This is a genomic window from Enterococcus sp. AMC1623 (genome assembly GCF_058216495.1).
The window spans coordinates 1,844,625-1,864,601 of sequence record NZ_CM177096.1; the positions used below are offsets into that span (position 1 = coordinate 1,844,625).

The 19,977-nt window shown below is 36.5% G+C and carries 19 protein-coding genes; 2 read left to right on the top strand and 17 right to left on the bottom strand.

The window, feature by feature from the left end; translation table 11 throughout:
• Positions 1–8 precede the first annotated feature (8 nt).
• From AC4BC7_RS09010 to AC4BC7_RS09045, 8 genes are all read right to left on the bottom strand, one after another.
• A complete protein-coding gene (locus AC4BC7_RS09010; RefSeq protein WP_490502675.1) occupies positions 9–869 on the bottom strand; it encodes an AraC family transcriptional regulator in 861 nt (286 codons plus the stop codon).
• A 21-nt stretch (positions 870–890) separates the two neighbouring features.
• Positions 891–1,766 carry a fructokinase ScrK gene (gene scrK, locus AC4BC7_RS09015; protein WP_207942407.1) on the bottom strand — a complete coding sequence of 292 codons (876 nt, stop codon included), beginning with the start codon at positions 1,764–1,766 and terminating at the stop codon, positions 891–893.
• A gap of 88 nt (positions 1,767–1,854) precedes the next feature.
• Positions 1,855–2,793: a nucleoside hydrolase gene (locus AC4BC7_RS09020; protein ID WP_243430743.1), complete on the bottom strand. Its 939-nt coding sequence runs from the start codon at positions 2,791–2,793 to the stop codon at positions 1,855–1,857.
• Positions 2,794–2,861: 68 nt separating this feature from the next.
• Positions 2,862–3,956 carry a BMP family lipoprotein gene (locus AC4BC7_RS09025; protein ID WP_207942408.1) on the bottom strand — a complete coding sequence of 365 codons (1,095 nt, stop codon included), beginning with the start codon at positions 3,954–3,956 and terminating at the stop codon, positions 2,862–2,864.
• Between the two features lie 301 nt (positions 3,957–4,257).
• On the bottom strand, positions 4,258–4,755 hold the full coding sequence (locus AC4BC7_RS09030; protein WP_207942409.1) for an LURP-one-related/scramblase family protein: 498 nt from the start codon (positions 4,753–4,755) through the stop codon (positions 4,258–4,260).
• Positions 4,756–4,766: 11 nt separating this feature from the next.
• Complete coding sequence (locus AC4BC7_RS09035; protein WP_490502676.1) at positions 4,767–5,645, bottom strand: SPFH domain-containing protein; 879 nt, start codon at positions 5,643–5,645, stop codon at positions 4,767–4,769.
• A 116-nt stretch (positions 5,646–5,761) separates the two neighbouring features.
• Positions 5,762–7,180 carry a glycoside hydrolase family 1 protein gene (locus tag AC4BC7_RS09040; protein ID WP_490502677.1) on the bottom strand — a complete coding sequence of 473 codons (1,419 nt, stop codon included), beginning with the start codon at positions 7,178–7,180 and terminating at the stop codon, positions 5,762–5,764.
• A gap of 12 nt (positions 7,181–7,192) precedes the next feature.
• On the bottom strand, positions 7,193–8,485 hold the full coding sequence (locus AC4BC7_RS09045; RefSeq protein WP_490502678.1) for a PTS sugar transporter subunit IIC: 1,293 nt from the start codon (positions 8,483–8,485) through the stop codon (positions 7,193–7,195).
• A gap of 162 nt (positions 8,486–8,647) precedes the next feature.
• Here AC4BC7_RS09045 and AC4BC7_RS09050 point away from each other — a divergent pair, with 162 nt between their 5' ends.
• A complete protein-coding gene (locus AC4BC7_RS09050; protein WP_490502679.1) occupies positions 8,648–9,349 on the top strand; it encodes a GntR family transcriptional regulator in 702 nt (233 codons plus the stop codon).
• A 51-nt stretch (positions 9,350–9,400) separates the two neighbouring features.
• Here the strand turns inward: AC4BC7_RS09050 and AC4BC7_RS09055 are convergent, their stop codons facing one another.
• On the bottom strand, positions 9,401–10,579 hold the full coding sequence (locus AC4BC7_RS09055; protein WP_490502680.1) for a multidrug effflux MFS transporter: 1,179 nt from the start codon (positions 10,577–10,579) through the stop codon (positions 9,401–9,403).
• 150 nt (positions 10,580–10,729) lie between these two features.
• Positions 10,730–11,683 (bottom strand): oxygen-dependent tRNA uridine(34) hydroxylase TrhO, encoded by a 954-nt coding sequence (trhO, locus tag AC4BC7_RS09060; protein ID WP_490504424.1) that lies wholly within the window; start codon positions 11,681–11,683, stop codon positions 10,730–10,732.
• Between the two features lie 341 nt (positions 11,684–12,024).
• On the opposite strand from trhO, the gene AC4BC7_RS09065 reads away from it, so the two are divergent.
• Positions 12,025–12,636 carry a sugar O-acetyltransferase gene (locus tag AC4BC7_RS09065; protein ID WP_490502681.1) on the top strand — a complete coding sequence of 204 codons (612 nt, stop codon included), beginning with the start codon at positions 12,025–12,027 and terminating at the stop codon, positions 12,634–12,636.
• 14 nt (positions 12,637–12,650) lie between these two features.
• Here AC4BC7_RS09065 and AC4BC7_RS09070 read toward each other — a convergent pair whose 3' ends face one another.
• From AC4BC7_RS09070 to motA, 7 genes are all read right to left on the bottom strand, one after another.
• Positions 12,651–13,394 (bottom strand): alpha/beta fold hydrolase, encoded by a 744-nt coding sequence (locus AC4BC7_RS09070; RefSeq protein WP_490502682.1) that lies wholly within the window; start codon positions 13,392–13,394, stop codon positions 12,651–12,653.
• A gap of 55 nt (positions 13,395–13,449) precedes the next feature.
• Complete coding sequence (locus AC4BC7_RS09075) at positions 13,450–14,139, bottom strand: MgtC/SapB family protein (protein WP_490502683.1); 690 nt, start codon at positions 14,137–14,139, stop codon at positions 13,450–13,452.
• 62 nt (positions 14,140–14,201) lie between these two features.
• On the bottom strand, positions 14,202–15,245 hold the full coding sequence (locus AC4BC7_RS09080) for a 5-methylcytosine restriction system specificity protein McrC (RefSeq protein WP_490502684.1): 1,044 nt from the start codon (positions 15,243–15,245) through the stop codon (positions 14,202–14,204).
• Entirely contained in the window at positions 15,235–17,325 is a 2,091-nt protein-coding gene (locus AC4BC7_RS09085; RefSeq protein ID WP_490502685.1) for a DUF8426 domain-containing protein, read from the bottom strand. The genes AC4BC7_RS09080 and AC4BC7_RS09085 overlap by 11 nt, the downstream gene beginning before the upstream one ends.
• Positions 17,326–17,417: 92 nt before the next feature.
• Positions 17,418–18,272 carry a C39 family peptidase gene (locus AC4BC7_RS09090; RefSeq protein ID WP_490502686.1) on the bottom strand — a complete coding sequence of 285 codons (855 nt, stop codon included), beginning with the start codon at positions 18,270–18,272 and terminating at the stop codon, positions 17,418–17,420.
• A 56-nt stretch (positions 18,273–18,328) separates the two neighbouring features.
• The gene (locus tag AC4BC7_RS09095) at positions 18,329–19,120 is read right to left on the bottom strand and encodes an OmpA/MotB family protein (protein WP_207942419.1); all 792 of its coding nucleotides are present in this window, start codon (positions 19,118–19,120) and stop codon (positions 18,329–18,331) included.
• Between the two features lie 15 nt (positions 19,121–19,135).
• Positions 19,136–19,903, bottom strand: coding sequence for a flagellar motor stator protein MotA (motA, locus tag AC4BC7_RS09100; protein WP_490502687.1), 768 nt, complete (start codon positions 19,901–19,903; stop codon positions 19,136–19,138).
• Positions 19,904–19,977: the final 74 nt, after the last annotated feature.

Below are 19,977 nucleotides of genomic sequence, written 5' to 3' on the forward strand. Positions count from 1 at the left end.
GCCTTTTTTTATTCAGTCATCTTCTTTTGATATTGTAACGGAGATTGTCCAACAGCTTCTTTAAACACGTGATGAAATGTTTTTACACTCGAAAAACCAGCCTGTGCTGCGACTTCTGCCATTGGTAATTTTTCATTTGCCAAGATAAATTTCGCTTGGTTCACCCGATATTCTGTCAAAAATTGGATAAATGTTTGCCCGGTATTTTTCTTAAAGAAACGCGTAAAATAATAGGGACTAAATCCCACAAATTTGGCAACTTCTTCTACCGTAATTGCTTCTTGATAACGCGTTTCAATATAATCAAACACTTGATTCAATCGTTCTAGCGTTTCTTTCCGATGTACAGCAGTCGGTGTAACTTTTACTTGCTCAGCCTTTCGTGGAAGTGATTGATAGAATTCACCAATCAAACGATAAAGACATCCAAGTATCAAATAGTTTTCACCCATCGGCTGTGTCGTTTCCAATTCGTACAATTCCACTAGTAGATTTTTGATTGTCTCACTAAATTCTGACGGCCAATAGCGGCTATGGCGTTCCCCTTGTTCAAATAACGCAATCAGACTCTCTTCATTTTTACGTAAGCTGGATTCGTCAAATAATTTCAAATCAAATTGATACACATAGCGTTCACTATCGGGCGATGCCAGAAAATAATGGGGTTCTCCACTAGCAAAGAAAATCATCTCGCCTTCTTCTAAAACAACTACCGTTTGACCAATGCCAATATTTATTTTTCCTCGACTAGCATAGATTAACTCAATTTCTTTGTGCCAATGAGGATAAACAATTGCCATGCCATCGTTTAATAAAAAACGATAAGGAAATTGTTGATTTAGTTCAGGAATTTCTAGATATAAACTCATGCTAGCTCCCTTTAGATCAAATTAATGTCCGTGTAATTCTGCGTTTCTTGCTAAAGCCAAACAACCTAATGTTCCTGCATTATCTTCTAGTGCTGGAGTGACGATATATTTATCTAATTCAGGAGTTTTCACATAGCCGTTTAACAATTTGGTAAATGCTTGGTGAACTTTTTCAACCATGTGGCGTTGCTTCATGACACCGCCTCCAAAAATAATGACATCCGGTGATAACATTAAAGTTGTATTGTAGGCACATTGTGCAATATAATACGCTTCAATTTCCCAGAATGGATCATCCTCTGGAATATCTTGTCCTTTACGACCATTACGTTTTTCAACAGCTGGTCCTGCTGCCATTCCTTCTAAACAGTTGCCGTGGAATGGGCAGCTGCCTTCAAACTTATCATCTGGATGTGGCACTACTAACATATGGCCCATCTCAGGATGGCTAAAGCCTTCAACAAAGCGACCATCTTGTAAAGCGCCTCCACCAACGCCCGTACCAATTGTATAATAGACGACACTTGATAAACCTTTACCATTACCAAATACATACTCGCCATAAGCCGCTGCATTTACATCTGTTGTCCAAGCCACAGGTAAGTTAAACGCTGCTTTTAATGTACCCACAAAATCATAATTTTGCCATGCTAATTTAGGTGTTGATGTAATGTACCCATATGTTTCAGAATCTTGATGAATATCGATTGGTCCAAATGAGCCTACTCCGATTGCTACCAATTCTTCTTTGTGTTTATTGAAAAATTCGATAACTAACGCCATTGTTTCTTCTGGTACCGTTGTTGGAAAACTGACACGTTCCACAATTTCTAATGCTTCATTGCCGACTGCACAGACAAATTTTGTACCGCCTGCTTCAATTGATCCATATAACATGATTTTACCTACTTCCTTTGTTAGTTGTTTCTCTTTTATTTTAAATAGAAAAGGACTAGAAAGCTAGTCCTTTTCTAAATTTATTCTGTTATTCTTCTTGACGCGCAAGATTTGTAATATAGTCAAAGAATGTATCATGTTCTACATGGTAAACTAACTCGACTGGACGACCTTCACTATGGCGTTCAGTTTTTCCTTGACTGACGCCATCCGCAATGACAATTGACGAAACGGTTTCTTTTTTGACCATTTCTTCTTTGCCGAATGTTGCAGCAGTCAATACATCCCATAAGAAATACGTTGAATTGGTTTGGAAATGAACTAACGGTGGAACAATCGCATACGCTTGTCCAAGGAAATCAATTCCTTCATCCGCACGGTTTCTTGCCCACATGTCACGAATATCATTAGTTAATGGCACCATATTCGTGCTTTCTAAAGCTACTAAAACAATTTCAATGGTACTCTCCCAAACCACAGCGACCGCTTCAGGATCCCAAAAGGCATTCCATTCAGCCGTTCCATCATGTTCAGGCTCTTCGACGTTTCCTTTTTCTAAAAACGTCCCGCCCATCCAATATAATTTACCAATTTTCTCTTGAATGGTTGGGTCAAGCTCTAATGCCCGCGCTAAATCCGTTAAAGGTCCCACAAAAACTAAATCAATTTTCTCTTCTTGCTCATGCAAAGTATCAATTAAATGTTGATGCGCATACGTATCAGCTAAGGGTGTTTCTACTTTGCCGCTTTCATTTAAAATAGGTAATGCATCAACTGTAAAGGCATGCATGCGCCAATCCTTTGGAAAAGGATTTTTAGGACGAGAATTTGATGATGCAACGGAAAGTTGTTGTCCTTTACCAAATTTATCAATAATTTTACGACTCGCAGAAACAGCTGGTTCTAAATAACAATCGGCTGGAATAACACCGACACCCACTAGTTCTACTTCTTCCATTTGTAACATTAAAAATAAAGTCACTAAATCATCCACGCCACCGTCATGGTTCAAATAAACTTTTCTCATAATTTCTCCTTTTCATTAAAGACGACACAGGCAAATGAGAAATCTTGACCTGTGTCGTATCATTTATTCTATTTTAACGTATCTTTCACAACAATGTCACCTGCAATGATTTGTTCACGAGCTTCTTTTACTGCTGCTTTTGCTTCATCAGAAAGTTGACCATCTGTTATACCAACTCCATTTTCTTCTAAACCGTAAACAATGTGTTCACCACCAGGGAATTCACCGTTGTTTGATTTTTCAGCTAAATCTTTTACTGCTGCTCCAACTTCTTTTAATGTCGAAGTTAACGTAAAGTTATCTTCTTTGCCATCTTTTTTGTAGGCACCTTCTTCAACTTGGTCACGGTCAACACCGATAACCCAAACTTTATCATCACGAGTTTCATTTAATGATTTCGCTTCTTGGAATAAACCATTCCCAGTTGCTCCTGCTGCACCGTAGATAATATCTGCACCTTGGGCATAAATCGCTGAAGCAATCGTACGTCCTTTATCTGGTGCTGAGAAATCACCTGCGTATTGGCTAACCACTTTAATATCTTTATCTAACGCTTTCGCACCATCTTCAACACCTTGTTTGAAACCAGCTTCAAAGGCTTCAATCAATGAAATTTGCATACCACCCAAGAAACCAACTGTATTTGTTTGTGTTGAATAAGCTGCTGCTAAACCAGCTAAGTACGCTGATTCATTTGATTTGAATGTAGCAGAAACGGTATTATCTAATCCTTCAACAATTTCATCCACAATAACAAAGTTTACTTCTGGATTAGCTGTTGCTTGTTCTTGAATTGCTGCTTGTAATTTAAAGCCAATCCCGAAAATTGTTTGATATCCAGCAGTTAACGCTTGATCAATGTTTGGAATAAAATCAGATTCACCTGATGATTGGAAATATTGGTAACCATTGGCCCCTTGTTCCACGCCATTTTCTTCACCCCAAGCAACCATGCCTTCCCAAGCAGATTGGTTAAATGAACGGTCATCTACCCCATTACCATCTGTAATTAAGGCTACTGGTGACACTTCTGATGAACTAGCTTTGCTAGAAGAACTGCTACTTGAATCTGAGCTATCTGTTCCTCCAGTTCCGCAACCACTTAATACAGCAACGATTCCTGCTGTTGCTAAAGCTAATTTCATCAATTTTGTTTTTTTCATTTTGTGTATTCCCTCCGAATAAAGTCATCTGTATTTTCCGTAATTATAGATAAAAACGAATGTAATTAGAATTTAAACATTCATTTAATCTATAAAACACGTACATTCATATCTAAGCACTCGTTTATTATACACGTTAATTATTCATTGTAAATACTTTTTTTACAAAAAAACGAAAGAAAATGATTAAAAAAACAAAAAACATTCCTATCAGTAAACAAGATTCGAATATTAATTATATAAAAACTCTTACAAAACAGTAAAACACGAACAAAAAAAGAGTGTAGCTAAAAACTACACTCTACGAACTACTAGCACTACTTGCTGCACTTTCGTCTGCTTTGACACAATCGATAGCGATTACTAATGAAATGATGACTTGTTCCATTGACTCATCTAAAATCGTTACTTCATATGTGTCGCCCCACGTAAACCATTTTTTATTAATATCAGCAATTTTTTTACCGTGGGCACGTACATCAAAGTCCATATCCCACCAGTTCCCTTCAACACTTATCCCTTGAGAATCAATCGAATATTTGGGTTTAAAAAAGGTGAATTCCTTTGTAATGGTAATCATTTCTTCACCATCAACTTCGACAAAAAATTTCGGAAGTAAAGAAAAGATTTTTTTCGTAATCACGCCAATCTCATGATGATTTTCATCTAAAATTTTGAATTCTTTTGGAATTTTAAAGAAACTACCTTCTACAGAATAGCGTGGCTGTTGATTTTCATCCGTGATTGTAAATTTTTCACCAATGCTAAAAACTTTTTGTTTAATATAGAGTTTTTTCATACGTTACTCTCCTATCTTGTTTTAACTTCTTTGACATCGCCTGTATTAATAACCGGTTGAGTGCCACGATCGGTAATGATGGAGACAAGTAAATTATTAATTAGCTGTACTTTGCGATCATCTGTAAAATTAATTTCTTGGCCTTCTTCAATTTGTTCCAATGCCATTTGTGTCATCGTCACTGCTCCTTCGACAATTGTTTGTCGTGCTGCTAAAATGGCCTTGGCTTGTTGACGCTGTAACATCGCGCTAGCAATTTCAGTTGAATAGGCTAAGTGATTCAGACGTGTTTCGATTACTTCAACACCAGCCACTGCTAAACGTTCTTGCAACTCTTTCGCTAGTTCATCAGAAACCAACCCTGTATTTCCTCGTAACGTAACATCATCATCACTAAATGAATCATATGGATATTGGGTCGCAATATGGCGAATAGCTGTTTCACTTTGAATTTCAACAAAGTTTTGATAATAATCAACATCGAATAAGGCCTTAGCAGTGTCAACTACTTTAAATACAACGACTGCTGAAATTTCTATAGGATTTCCATCATTATCATTTACTTTTAACAAAGAACTATTAAAATTACGAACTTTTAATGAGACATTAATTTTTTGTGTCAATGGTGTCGTGATAAACAAACCATTTGATTTAATTGTTCCTAAATATTTCCCAAAAAATAAAATCGCTTTGGCTTGGTTAGGACTAACAATCGTCAATGAACTAATAAATAAGATAGAAATAATCCATAGAACAATACTAACTACAATCTGGAAAACACTGTCTGTGGTTACACCCACATAAAACACATAAATTCCTGCCAGCATTAAACCAATTAAAACAAACAAACCCAAATAGCCATTTACATGAAATGTATTCTTTTCTTTCATTACATAACCTCCCTTTCTTCTATAGTATCGCATAACTTTTAAAAAAGAAAATCAGGCGTTAGAAGGATTTAAAAAGATGGTCATCGACTTTTTCAAGGCTACGACCATCTTTTTTATTATCGGTAGGACATTTCTTCTACATGCAATACCCTGTTATCAATTAATGACTGGTACCAATGAGCAGATTTCTTCAATGAACGCTGACGATTACGTTGTAGATCAATCCGAACTAACCCATAACGATTTTTAAACGCATTCATTGGGGATACGCAATCGGTAAAAGCCCATAACATGTACCCTTCACAGTTGGCTCCCTCTGCAACAGCTTTTAATAAATAGTGTAAATGATTCCTAATAAAATCAATTCGATAATCATCTTGTACTGTCCCGTCTGCGTTTAGGTAATGTTCCTCATTCTCAGAGCCCATACCATTTTCCGTGATTAACCAAGGAATATCTCCATAATTAGCTTTAAGATACATCGCTAAATCATACATAATTTGAGGATAGATTTCCCAACCTCTGGAATGATTCATTTTTCTGCCTGGCAACTCAAAAGAATCAAAATAAGCTTCTGGATGAAATGGTGTATTTGGATTCCATTGATATTTCGGTGCTTGTACACGTTTAGGATAATATTGATTAATGCCTAAAAAATCAACGGGATTGGTTTTAATAATTTGCAACTCTTCTTCGGTTGGATCAAAATAAATCGCATGTTGTTTGCATAAATCAATTAATTTTTGGGGAAATTCTCCTTTAATCATAGGGTCAAAAAATATTCGATTGTAAAATAAATCATACATCTCTTTTGCCTGACAATCTTCAGGTGATGTTGAGCGAGCATAAACCATCTCTGGATTTAATACACACCCAATGCGTCCTTCATATTGATTTTCATGGAAAATCTTAATCGCTTTCGCACTTGCTAAGACTTTATGATAATTCCATAGCATCCATTTTTTAGTATTTTGTTCATGTGGCCAACGAATGGCATCTAGATAGCAACGGGTTTGAATAACAATTGGTTCATTGAACGTAAACCATTGTTTCACGCGATTACCATATCGTTCAAATGCAATCCGCGCATACTCTGTGTAAAGTTCAACTACTTTTTTTGAAGACCAACCATCGTATTTTTCCAGTAAATAGGCAGGCAACTCATAATGTTCCAAACAAAGCATGGGTTCAACATTTGCTTCGATTAAGGCATCAATAACGTTATCAATATGTTGTGCATATTCTTCATCCACAATTAACTGTTCATAATCTGTAAAAAAACGAGCCCAATTAATCGATGTACGATAATGTGTCAAATGAATTTCTTTCATCAGTTGAATATCGTCTTGATACCTTTCCATAAAATTAGTTGCAACCGCTGGGCCATACCCTTCATGCCAAACAAAAAATTCTTCTTGATACCACTTATCTAAAAAGGAGTCTTGTCCTGCTTTTTTGCCCTGCCATCCTTCTGTCTGCCAAGCTGATGAAGCGGCACCTAATATAAAATCTTTGGGAATTTGTATCTCTAACATAGTTCTCCTCCTCTAAAGTGTTTCATTTTTTGTCCGGTTGGTAGTGAACACGAATGGTAAATAAATTAAAATCGAAAGAATAATACAAAAAGCTTGCGTAATCACAGCACCAATATCCCCAGCTGTGGCTAGATAAGCATTGATTAATGGTGGCGTTGGCCAGGGAACCATCACTACGGCTTTTGCAGCAAAACCAATCGAAGTCGCAATATAACCAATTGTGCCGGTAATCAGTGGTGTTAGAATAAAAGGAATTGCCAATATTGGGTTTAACATAATTGGCATACCAAAAATGACTGGTTCATTGATATTGAAAATACCTGGCGCTAACGATAATTTAGTAATTTGTTTCATATCCTCACGTTTTCCAGCAATTAAAACAGCAACCAACAACCCAATCGTGACTCCTGAACCACCCATGCTCATATGCATGTCCCAAAAAGGCATCGTAATGATATTCGGTATCTCTTTTCCTGCTTCAAAAGCTTCGGTATTTACCGCAATAGCAGCTAACAAAAGTGGCTCTCTAACTGGTTTGACCATTTGATTGCCATGAATTCCAATGACCCAAAAAATTTGAGCAATAAACATTAATAATAAAATTCCTGGTAAACCTTGGACAATCCCTTCTAATGGTCGTTGAACGATGTTGTAAATTATGTCATAAGCATACATTCCAGTCACAGCTTTCACAATAAAACCAGCTGTTGCAATCGTTACTACCGTTAGAACAGTTGGAAATAATGCAGAAAAACTTGATGCAACGTTCGTCGGTACCGTATCAGGCATTTTTAACTGCAGCTTCTCTTGTCTGCCCAACCAACAATATAATTCGACTGAAACAATCGCAATAAACATTCCCAAGAAAAGTCCTTTAGTATCCGTATATTGTTTAGCCAAAACATTTTCAGCCACCACCGAAATATCTTCATTCACTACCGTAAAAACTGTTGGATTTACTGATAAATAAGACATCACTGCAACAATCCCAGAAAATACACCGTCCACTTTATTTAGTTTCGCTAGCTCAATACCAATTAAAAATACCGCATAAATGGTCAAAAAACTTAACGTCACATAACTCACTGCCGATGAAATAGGTTTTAACTCTGCTAAAAAACTCAAAGAGCTAATTTTGGCTAAGCCATTTTCTGAATCAAAAATCATTGCAGAAAACAAAGTTCCAAACGCACCTGTAATAATTACTGGAATTAATGCTGCAAAAGCATTTTTAATAACAATAATGTAACGTAAACTATTAATTTTTGCGGCGATATTTCCCAAAACACTTGCAAATTTTTCCATTAAAATTTCCTCCTAATCCCTTTAAAAACTTCTAAGTAACCGATTACAAAGTAAATTTAACGTATCTTTTCAAATATGTAAACGCCATAAAGCGACTATGTAAATAAATACATTTACATAGTCGCTAAAATAGTTTATTCTAGCTTGAAAAGAGGTGATCCTGTGGCAAAATATCATGAGATTGCAGCTGATATTCGTTCAAAAATAACAAATGGGCTGTACAAAAAGCAAGAAAAATTACCCAAACAAACTGAGTTAGCCGACTATTATCAAACTAGCCGCGTCACGATTCAAAAAGCGTTAGATTTACTACATCTCGAAGGACTCATCTATGGTCGTAAAGGCATAGGCACCTTTGTTACTGGACCTTTGTCTATTTTTGATTACAATGCACAAACCCACCGTGGTCTCACCAAACGTCTCGGTGAATTAGGCGAAGTAACGAGCCAGATTATCTCATTTGGGGTGTTATTTCCTGATGAAGAGGAGCAAAAAAAATTAAAAATCAAGAAAAACGAGCCCATTTATGATATTGTCCGTTTACGCTTATTAAACAATGAACCTCTTTCGTTAGAATATACAATCATGCCTGTTCAACTGATTCCAGGTATAGATGAAGATATTTTAAAATCCTCCATCTATCGTTATATTAACGAAAGCTTAAACCTAGAAATCGGGACATCCATTCGTCGCATTAAAGCCGACAAAGCCGATATCTATGATCAAAACTACCTCAATTGTGACGTACATGATCCTGTGTTAGAAGTCGAACAAACCGTTTATTTAAAAAATGGGATTCCTTTTGAAATTTCTCACGCACGTCATCGCTATGACAAAGGCGATTTCACCGTTATTTCTGATTAAAAAACCATCGGACTTTCTTTTAAAAAGAAAGCCCGATGATTTTTATCCTTTTCATCTCTTTTGTATCCAATAAATCAATAAAAATGAACCTAGAAAGAAAACAGGTAAAATACTGATTGAACCAGTATGAATTGTACTAATACAAAAGGTTAAAATACTTACAATTACATAATAACCTAAACTTAAAAATGCCCCCGCTGTCCCAGCAACATCTGTAAAATTTACTAATGCTAAACTTAAACAGTTCGGCAAGGCAATTCCAATCCCTGTTAATACTGAAAAAATCCCAACCAGATATAGAAGCAAAAGAAGGTTAAATGACACTGGCAGCAACGATACCACTAATAATCCTAAACTCCCAATCAGGGCTATTTTTGTTCCTAAAAGAATAATTGTTTCAGGTAATAATCGCTCTAAGGTCTGCTTCGAAATAAATGAACCTAGAACAGTAGCTAATGCCACCACAATTCCAATGAAACCATATTGAGCTTGGGTGAATCCAAATTTTTCAATAAAAATAGAAGGTGCTTCTGAATGGTAGCCAAATAATACGCCGTTCAATACACCAATCAATACACAAAATGTCCACGTATATTTGTCAACAATCATTCTTTGACCAATTTGGCAGATTTTTTGATAATTCAAATGATTTTTTTTACTCGATGATGTTTCAGGCAATTTTTTCAGGCTCCAGATTAATAAAAAGGTGCCCAAACCAACTAATGCTAAAAAGACCATTTTGTATCCAAAATATTGTCCTAAAAAACCACCAATTAATGGACCTATAGCAGGAGTAAAAGCTAATGCTGCAGAAATTTGTGCAAATAAAGTATGCCGTTGTTTTCCTTGATAGTTATCGCGCAAGATTGTTTGGGTAGTTACAGAACCAGTACTAGTACCAAAAGCCTGTATGACACGCCCAACAAATAACAAAATAATATCTGTTGACCAGTAACAGAGCAGGCAACCAATGGTGTAGATAAATAATCCTCCATTCATCGCCACTCTCCGACCAAAATAATCTGAAGTAATCCCCCAAAAGAAAACGCCAAATGCAAATGCTAAAAAGTAAATACTTAATGTCATTTGTGCCACATTTATTGACACTTGATATCCTTTAGCAATTTCTGTTAAAGAAGGGGTGAAAATAGTTTCACTAATTTGTGGAAAGCCGACTAGGCAAACTAATAACGCTAAACTAATTTTATTTGACTCGATGTTTTTTTCCATAATTCTCTCCTAAAAGTTTACTTATCTAAGAAAAAAACATCCTTTACAGGGAAATGGTGGAATCATGATTTTTATACGATGATAAAAATTCATAGCCTCACCCCTTTCTAAAAGAAAAAAGCACAATTCCTAAGAATCATGCTTCAATGATTATGCAGTTGCTTCTGGAGCAATTGCAGATAGACGAGCTTCACGTTCTTCTGGTGAAATATTGTGTGCAACGACATAACGATTATTTTCGTTTGCTGCACATTCATAACAACAGCCACCTAAATGTTTTGCTTCGTTTTCTTCGGAAGTCAAGATTTGACGGTTACATTCAGGATTTGCACAGTTGATGTAACGTTCGCAAGGAGTTCCATCAAACCAGTCCTTACCAATTACATTTTTATCGACATGGTTGACTTCAACACTGATACGATCATCAAAGACATACATTTTGCCATCCCATAATTCGCCCTGAACTTCAGGGTCTTTTCCGTACATGGCAATACCGCCATGTAATTGGGCAACATCTTCCACACCTTCACGTAATAACCAACCAGAGAATTTTTCACAGCGGATACCACCTGTACAATACGTAACCACTTTTTTATCCATAAATTTCTCTTTATTATCACGAATCCATTGTGGCAATTCACGGAAACTACGAATATCTGGACGAACAGCCCCACGGAAGTGACCTAAATCGAACTCATAATCGTTACGTGCATCTAAGACTATCGTGTCTTCATCCAGCAGCGCTTCTTTAAATTCTTTTGGATCCAAATATTTACCTGTTAATTCATGTGGATTGATATCATCTTCTAAGTTTAAAGCAACTAATTCTTTACGAGGACGAACAAACATTTTTCTAAACGCATGTCCTTCTGCTTCGTCAATTTTGAACCAAGTATCTTTAAAACGTTCATCAGCGTGCATGTGTTCCATATACGCCTCTGTTGCTTCAATTGTTCCTGAAACAGTTCCATTGATTCCTTCTTCAGCAACTAAAATGCGACCTTTTAGTCCGATTGATTTACAAAATATTAAGTGTTCTTTTGCAAATACTTCAGGATCTTCAATTGTTGTGTAATTATAATATAGTAATACGCGGTAATCCATTTTTCTCATTACTCCTCCTTCAAGTCATACATTACTCATTATATGAAATATTCTCACAAAAAACGATTTTTTTGCTTGTTAATTTATATACAATGTTATAAATTTTTAGCTTGTATTCACCTAAAATCATCCTCGCACAGTTTCGTTAATGATTGCTATTCACACTCACGATTAATTAACTGTATTCGTTTTTTAACTTTACACAACTGATTTTGGTTTTGACCACGCCATTCAATAGTTATAGTTAAACATAATCCCTTACCCACCGTTCAAAAAATACCTATTTCCATAATCAGAAAAAAATAGGTATAATGTAAGGGAATTCAATTAGGAGGTCAATGATGGAATTAGAAGAAACTCTACAAAGAATGCATAGCGGGCAACTTTATTATAGTAGTGATTCCACTTTAGGTGTGGAGCAAGGTCTTTATCTCGAAAAATTATTCCACTACAATCAACTACCGCCATCTAAAGGTACACAAAAGCAAGCCTTACTAAAAGATATGTTTGCCGAAATCGGTGATGACTGTTACATTGAAACACCTTTTCATGCAAATTGGGGTGGAAAACATGTGTATTTTGGGCATCATGTTTACGCTAATTTTAATTTGACATTAGTCGATGATTGCTCGATTCACGTTGGTAACTATGTCATGTTTGCACCTAATGTCACTATCGCAACGGGTACGCATCCGATTCATCCTGAGTTGCGTCAAAAGCAAGCCCAATATAATTTGCCTGTCACAATTGAAGACAACGTTTGGATTGGTGCAGGAAGTGTCATTTTACCTGGCGTAACAATAGGTAAAAATTCAGTAATTGGCGCAGGAAGTATTGTCACCAAGAATATTCCTGCAAATGTTGTCGCAGTTGGTAATCCTTGTCGCATTTTACGTGAAATTAATGAACATGACTTACAGTATTATCATAAAGATAAAAAAATTGACATTTAAAAAAGTCGCTCTTTTTAGAGTGACTTTTTTGCACGTATAAAAAAATCTGTGACTTGAGACATGGTTTCCCCACGAACTAAATGACGCTCTTCCGCAGAAATAAATTGAATCGTATTATCTTGATACGTCTCAACAAACTCTTCTACTTGTCTGTAAGGAATTTTTTCATCTTCTTTCCCATGCCAAAAGAATAAAGGTCGTTTGGATAATGAAGGATATGCGGTCATTAAATCATACGCTTCAATCCAACTAGTCAAGGCTTCATAATCTTCTGGCAATGACAATCCTCTTTTTTTAACATTTATTTGCAATAGCTCGCGATACCCAAGATAAGTTGGTGAGCCCATGACACATGCAGCAGCCGAAATTTCTGGATGTTGCGTCAACAAGCCACATGTGGTCATGCCTCCCATTGAAACACCACCAACACCAATAAAGTCATCAACTAATTCCATTTGCTTGAAAAAATCAATAATCGATGAAAATTCAAACAAATTTGTTTGAATACTTTGCCAAAAAGTCAATGACGGAATGGTAGATACTGGATTTTTGCGTTCCCCATGATTAGCAGCATCAGGTAACACCACACGAAAGCCGGCTTGTGCTAATTTCCTTCCTTGTGTTAAAACTAATTCTTTTTGTGTTTGCCAGCCATGATAGTAGATAATCAATGGTCTTTTTTCGTATAATGCCGTTTGTTCAACAACTTCCAATAATGGAATGGTGCCAATTAAACGACGTCTTACTTCAATCTTCATTCTCTCACCTCTTACTAATTATAAGTGAAAAAGATTTTTTTTACGAAAAGCATGCTTAACTACTACGTAACCGAATCGATTTGATTTCTGAATGAGTGAGAAACGCTTCTAATAACTCTTCTTTTGCAAAATCAATCGGTACTTCTAAGAGATAGCTATCTTTATAAATCACTGGTTGATCACACTGAATCGTCACCGTATAATCTTTAATTGAGATATTTCGTTTGGCAAATATTTCTCGAATAAGCTGCTGCGTTTCGAGAGAATACTGATAACTTATTTCTAAGCGTCTAATTTCTGGTGTACGAATCATTCGGTTTAAAACACTTAAAACTAACAAAATCACTGTAGCACCTAATAAGCCAACCCGATAAAAACCCATGCCAATCGCCAATCCTAAACCTGCTACTGCCCATAACGATGCGGCAGTAGTTAAGCCTTGAACAGATTGTTTAGTCACAATAATCGTTCCTGCTCCTAAAAAACCAATACCACTGACAACTTGAGCAATTAAACGTGCTTCATCTGAACGAACCACCCCTTGAAACTCAGGATATTCTTTCGCAAAGTCTAAAGCCGTTGCTGAAATATGCTCTTGGATCATCGCAATAATTGTGGCACCAATGCAAACTAAAAGATGTGTACGGATACCTGCTGGACGATTTTTAACTTCACGATCAAAACCAATCAATCCTGATACTATAACTGCCAAACCCATGCGTAGCAACATTTCTGTCGTTGTCATTGCTTCACCTCTTTCTTTTCATCTTATCATGAAAGAGCTACCAAAAAATACCGAGATAACGCTCACTGTGGGCAAAAATAGTGTCGAGGCAATGCCAACAATTGTGCTTTTATTTCTTCAAAGGGCTGATCCAAATCCAGTGCCATAATCCATAAATGCTTACCATTCATAACATATTCATGATTAGGTTGCGTGAATGCTTTGGTTTTTGCATATAAAAGCATTCCACCTACTGTTTCATCCTTTTTTAGCGAATAGTTCATCACATAGCTGTACAATTGGTACAAATTATCTGATTGATGTTTCAATGTATGACTGCGATAACTTGCCACCATATTTTCAGCATAAAATTTTGTGTCGATAATTAAAGTTTGTTGCTTTTCTTTTAGAACCACATCTGTTTTCATCAATGGTAAATCTTCCGAATAGCCATCATCGACGTTCCAGCGAATATAGGGACTGGACACCTGATAGGTTGTTTCTTTCTTATAAAAAGCACGCACAAATTGTTCATATAACGAAGACAATTGTTGTTCATCAGTCGGCTGTGACTGACGATATTTGGCTTCTTCTGAAAGCAAACGCTCCTCAAATAAATAACGACAAATCGTCAAAATAAATTGATACCGTTGATTTTGAGATGTCATTGCTATATTTTGCCATAAACGACTATCAAGAACAATCTCCGAAACTTGCGAAAAATAAGGTAAAAAACCATACAACACTTGTTTTTGATTACGTTTGACATGTTCGTTTTGTAATAAAGTAAGAACTGTTGCTTTGATAATCTGGTTTGCTAGAATATCTTCTGAAAATTCATCATAAGCAACAATTAACTTCTTATTAATCAACGCGTTTTGTTTAATCGAACGACTAATATCAATTTTGCCACGTAATACTTGCGATTGTTCTTGCAAGGGCATATAATCTCGCAGCAAACCACCTCGTAACAATACTGGAATACCAACAATTAAAATGGCTGTATATAACTCAGTAACATCATCGAATTCTTCAGTACTTAACTCTTGGTATTCCGTAAATTGCAATGCCTGATACGCATACGCCAACATATAATAAATATTGCGAATTGGAATGTTATTCTTCATAACTATTCCTCAACTCCAGTGCCCATTGCTCGGCTTTTTCTTCATTGTCAAACCAGTATTCAAATAATTGAGGAATAATCTCAAATTCAACCACTTCTTTCACTCGTTCGCGAGCAATGGTTTCGGACGCTTTCCAAACAAAATAACTATGCCCAATACGAAACCCTTTCCCTAACTCTTTTTCGATTTCTTGATTTAATTCTTGGACTTTAGCAATCACTCGTAACGTACTTTCTGGATGATCCAAATCTTGAACCATCTTGCGGAACAACGGATGGTCAAATGCTGGTTCAATTTCAATAAACGAAAACCGACGACGTAAGGCATAATCCAATAAAGCTAAACTTCGATCGGCGGTGTTCATCATCCCAATGACATATAAATTTTCTGGCACAGTAAATTTTTCATTAGAATACAAGAGATTGATTTGCTTCCCACGTTTGTCTGCTTCAACCAGCATTAACAGCTCGCCAAAAATTTTACTTAAATTTCCTCGATTGATTTCATCAATAATAAAGAAATAATCCCGTTCTGGATCACGCATCGCTTTTCGCGCAAACTTAACAAACGGTCCTTGCTTCAACTCAAATCCCTCACCATCTGCTTTTGGACGAAACCCTTCGATAAAGTCTTCATAGCTATAACTTTGATGAAATTGAATCATTTGAACCCGAGACGCATCTTTTTCTTCCATCGTGGCATAAGCTAGTCGATCAGCTATAAAGGTTTTTCCGACACCTGGTGCTCCTTTTAAAATAATGTTTTTCTTATTTCGTAAAACTGAAAGCATGATCGTTACTTGTTGTTCCGTTAAATAGACTTCTTCTAGAAACTTCGACAGAGGATAGATTTCATTTTCTTCCACCACGGGTTGCGATTCCAAATAACGAATATAATAATCAAGTGAACTACCTGCAACTCCTTTATAGCGGTAATTATTATCAGAAAGTACCGATTCTTTTAATTCGCGCAAAATTTCCGCATCAATTTCGCCAAAAACAGGTGTTTGAAATGTCTTTTCAATATTTTTTAGTGCATAAATTTTTGACAAAATAGTCTTATCATTTAAAACAATCCCATTTTCATCGACTTGTTTTGCTAACCATAATTTGAATTCACGTTCCACCATACTACTTTCATCAAATTCTTCCTCATTAATCGTTTTTTCAATACTGAAGACTAAATCAGGATAAGCCGACAAGGACGTCAATGTTTTTTGAGCCAAAGCTTGACGAATATTCCACTCACCTGTTTGAATCCAATCTACTTTACGACGATGTTTGTATTCTTGTTTCGTGTCATCAAAATAATAATTATCAATGACTACACCTTTTCCCAGAATTTTTTTAATGCCTGCTTTGACGTAGATGGTGTCATTAATCTGGATGTTATGGTAAAAATCCCAAACAGCTTTCGAGTCATTAAACGGACGCTTGCCATCATCACGTTGTGCGGCAATCGCTTGTTCAATTTCCATTCGAGAATCGTATTGATTCAAATCACCTAAATAATCCCAACCTAAACCAATCGTGCCATCTGAAATAAATTCGTACCATAGCCGAGCATTTTCGCCAGGTGAAATGACCCAATAATTAGACGAGCCATCAACTTCCCCTTCTTGCGCAGCAATTTTCTTTTCACGTTTAGGATAGATGAGTGTTTGGTGCTCATCGTAATATAGGAATTTCAAATACGAACGTAAAATTGAACCTAAATTAGCAATTCCACCAAAATTATCGGGACGACTACGTTCACCTTTTTCATGCGTATATTTAGCATACGCTTTGTTCCACTGTAAATTTTTAGCAACAAATTCTTTGGGATAATGTTTCGTTATCCCTTCTAACACGATAGCTATATCTGCTTGGGTTTCTCCCGTAAGCTCACCATAAATTCGCGCAAATTCTTCATATGTTTGATAGGCAAAAAAGTTATCTTGATAACCATGCGCAAGTTCAAACATCTCTAAATAAATCCCCATTTTTTCTAGATAAGGTGCATACCACATCCCCGTTTTTTCGCCTAAATTCTCTGTGACCCATTCTGAATAGTTTTCTTTTTGCCCATCTACCGTTACCATTCCACTCCTCCTAATCGTTTTCTTTTATTGTATCATAGGTAATTTCGAGTAAAAAAGAAAAGAGAACATATGTGTCCTCTTTTCTAAAGTTATTAATTTTTCTTCAAATAAATGGATTGGCTGCCCATTTTTTCGTAAATCTCTTTCATTTCGCCCATCTTAATTTCTTTTTCTTCTTCTCCTAAAGGATCATTGATATACACACGGTATTGATCCATGCCGACAATGACCACTGCATGAATATATTTGGGCATATTCATCCTACCTGCTTCTGTCGACCATTGTTGATAATCGCCGTTTCTAGGTACTTTCAAATCTTTGCTGGCAGTAATCCAAACAGGGCGATTTCTTTGAACTTGTTCCAATAATTCTTCAAATGGCATTTGATCGCTCATCACTACTTGATAACTATCACCTACTACTTCTTGTGCAACTTTAGCAATTGGCTCTGCTAAAACACCTAAAGCCTGCCCTTTTTCCAAATCACCTACAAAACCTTTTGTTGGATCGCCATGCAGTCCATCTTTTTCATAAGGTTCAATAGGTAGTTTGTCAGCAAGTTCATTTTTACTTGTACCTAATCGATAATAATTTAATAGCATCGATAAAGCTGTGATGCCACCACCATTTTCTAATGCAGGTTTGTCTAATTGATTTTCAAATGGAACATCAAAGCGAATTGTTTTAATAAACTTACGCGACCCTTCATTTTCTACTGGTGCATCGCGTGAAGTAATCGTAATTTGGTCATCTTTGTTATACGTAGCTTCTTCATTGTATTCTTTGCTAGGTTCTTCAATCTGCTCTTCTGTCGAGCTAATGGTTGTTTCTGAATTTATTGTTTCTTCAGTGGGTGTTGGTTCTTCTTTTATGAAAAAATAATACGCACCAAAACAACCCGCAGCTAGAATAATTAATGCTATTAACATCCGTAATGCCTTACTCATCTTTTTCCTCCTTGATAAGAAAACAAGACTGAGCGACGGCACGCCACAGCTCAGTCTTATTCATAATCTTTATACACAATAATTTCTACTCTGCGATTTTTAGTTCGGCCCTCTGTTGTTTGATTCGTTGCCATTGGTTGCGTATCGGCAAATGCCTGAATCGAAACTTTCTCTTGCTTAACACCAGTCGTACCCACTAAGTAGTCCATCACCACAATGGCTCGTTTCGCGCTCAATTCCCAGTTAGTAGAATTTGGATCAGGTATATTATCGGTATGTCCAGCAATGACAACTTCTTTATTCAGTTCTTTAATATGACCTGAAATCAAATCGAGATATTGTCGGACTGCATTAGATAAATTCGTACTGCCCGATTGAAATAAAATACTATCTTCCAAAGAAATATGAATCCCATCTGAACGCAAGGAGACTTCCACATCACCGTCTAAATTAGCATCAGTTAAGGCTTGTTTAATGTCTTCACGTGCCGCTGCCATTTTTTGGTCCTCTAATTTCTGTGCTAATACGGCTTCTTTGGCTTCCTCACCAGAGATTGAGCGAACCTCATCGCCTGTACCAGTCTTTTCTCCACCACCATCCCCTGCTTGTTCAGCTGGCACGACTCGACTAGTACCAAGATCTACTACATTTCCAATAATAGAATTACTTCCACTTCGAGAGGAAAAAATTGTCCCAAACTCACTACGAAATTCTTCAAATTTTTCTTCATCAACTCGTGCCATCGCAAACATCACGATAAATAATGCTAGCAAAAGAGTCATCATATCCGAGTAGGGAAGCAACCAAGCTTCGTCATGATGTTCTTCATGTTTTTTCTTTCTTTTCATTGCTTCTCACAACCTTTACTCATCATTTGATGAACGTTTTCCTGGTTCAATTAAACTATTTAATTTTTGTTCGATCGTTTTTGGCGTTTGACCCGCTTGAATTGCCATAACCCCTTCGATAATAATCATCATCGATTGAACTTCAATTGCTGACTTTGATGTGAGTCGTGACCCAAAAGGCACCAAAATAACATAACCTAAGAAAATCCCATAAATCGTCGCTACGAAAGCTGCTGAAATCATATGTCCCAGTGCATCCACATCATTTAAGTTCCCTAAGGCACCAATCAGACCAATTACAGCTCCTAATACTCCTAGTGTGGGCGCTGCTGCTCCTGCTGTTTTTAGCATTTGAGCTGCTGTACGGTGACGTTCTTCAATACCGACAATTTCATTTTCCATAATTTCTCGGATTTGTTCAGGATCAACGCCATCAACAACCATTTCTAAACCTTTTTTCATAAAAGGATTGTCTAACCCTTCGACACTGCTCTCTAATGCCAACACACCATCTCGACGCGCAAGATTGGCTAATTCTACAATTTTTTCGATAATTCCTGTAACATCTTCTTCATCATTTCGCATTAATGCACCAAAAACTTTCGGTAGGCGTTTAATCTCGCTTCCAGGAAACGAATTGACTAAGGCAGCAATTGTCCCTATAAAGATAATCATCGCAGCAGCCGGATTGATTAAAACCATGACATTTGCACCTTTTAAAATCATCCCGACAACAACGGAGACAAACCCTAATATAATCCCAACTATTAAAAATATATCCATTTGACCGATCCTCCTGCTACTGATTTACACATTCTCAATTTATACTATCGGCTTTTTTTCATTTCTTTTTAAGT

Coding starts and splice junctions, on each gene's coding strand:
- AC4BC7_RS09055 (WP_490502680.1), bottom strand. CDS start 10,579: ATGGAAAAAAACATCGAGTCAAATAAAATTAGTTTAGCGTTATTAGTT.
- AC4BC7_RS09080 (WP_490502684.1), bottom strand. CDS start 15,245: ATGAAGAATAACATTCCAATTCGCAATATTTATTATATGTTGGCGTAT.
- AC4BC7_RS09035 (WP_490502676.1), bottom strand. CDS start 5,645: ATGAAAGAAAAGAATACATTTCATGTAAATGGCTATTTGGGTTTGTTT.
- AC4BC7_RS09025 (WP_207942408.1), bottom strand. CDS start 3,956: ATGAAAAAAACAAAATTGATGAAATTAGCTTTAGCAACAGCAGGAATC.
- AC4BC7_RS09030 (WP_207942409.1), bottom strand. CDS start 4,755: ATGAAAAAACTCTATATTAAACAAAAAGTTTTTAGCATTGGTGAAAAA.
- scrK (WP_207942407.1), bottom strand. CDS start 1,766: ATGTTATATGGATCAATTGAAGCAGGCGGTACAAAATTTGTCTGTGCA.
- AC4BC7_RS09020 (WP_243430743.1), bottom strand. CDS start 2,793: ATGAGAAAAGTTTATTTGAACCATGACGGTGGCGTGGATGATTTAGTG.
- AC4BC7_RS09045 (WP_490502678.1), bottom strand. CDS start 8,485: ATGGAAAAATTTGCAAGTGTTTTGGGAAATATCGCCGCAAAAATTAAT.
- AC4BC7_RS09085 (WP_490502685.1), bottom strand. CDS start 17,325: ATGGTAACGGTAGATGGGCAAAAAGAAAACTATTCAGAATGGGTCACA.
- AC4BC7_RS09075 (WP_490502683.1), bottom strand. CDS start 14,139: ATGACAACGACAGAAATGTTGCTACGCATGGGTTTGGCAGTTATAGTA.
- trhO (WP_490504424.1), bottom strand. CDS start 11,683: ATGGATTACCGCGTATTACTATATTATAATTACACAACAATTGAAGAT.
- AC4BC7_RS09010 (WP_490502675.1), bottom strand. CDS start 869: ATGAGTTTATATCTAGAAATTCCTGAACTAAATCAACAATTTCCTTAT.
- AC4BC7_RS09090 (WP_490502686.1), bottom strand. CDS start 18,272: ATGAGTAAGGCATTACGGATGTTAATAGCATTAATTATTCTAGCTGCG.
- AC4BC7_RS09065 (WP_490502681.1), top strand. CDS start 12,025: ATGGAATTAGAAGAAACTCTACAAAGAATGCATAGCGGGCAACTTTAT.
- AC4BC7_RS09070 (WP_490502682.1), bottom strand. CDS start 13,394: ATGAAGATTGAAGTAAGACGTCGTTTAATTGGCACCATTCCATTATTG.
- AC4BC7_RS09095 (WP_207942419.1), bottom strand. CDS start 19,120: ATGAAAAGAAAGAAAAAACATGAAGAACATCATGACGAAGCTTGGTTG.
- motA (WP_490502687.1), bottom strand. CDS start 19,903: ATGGATATATTTTTAATAGTTGGGATTATATTAGGGTTTGTCTCCGTT.
- AC4BC7_RS09040 (WP_490502677.1), bottom strand. CDS start 7,180: ATGTTAGAGATACAAATTCCCAAAGATTTTATATTAGGTGCCGCTTCA.